Genomic DNA, 248 nt, shown 5'->3' on the forward strand with positions numbered 1-248 from the left:
GCAGCGGTACGCAACATCTTTTCCAATGTCGTCGACGTGAATACGCATGGAGAATGAAATTCAATTGTGAAATCCGGTGATCCAGCATCCTGTGGCACAATATCCGTCAGTTGTTCGGCCAAACGAGAGGATGAAACTGAAACCCGAGCCTTCCTGAATATCGTAGAATTTTTCAGACACCAGGCGAATTTTTCAAACAACACCGGGTCGCCTTTTAATCCGTCTATAATAAAGTCAGGCACCGACAG

1 protein-coding gene is annotated in these 248 nt (G+C 46.0%); it reads right to left on the minus strand.

Annotation, left to right across the window (positions count from 1 at the left end; translation table 11 throughout):
- Nucleotides 1-248: hypothetical protein (locus SB658_RS26295; RefSeq protein WP_410603436.1), on the minus strand; the 248-nt coding region annotated here is incomplete at both ends.

Origin of the sequence: Bacillus sp. SIMBA_008 (genome assembly GCF_046535495.1) — a bacterium.
Lineage (GTDB): Bacteria > Bacillota > Bacilli > Bacillales > Bacillaceae > Bacillus > Bacillus subtilis.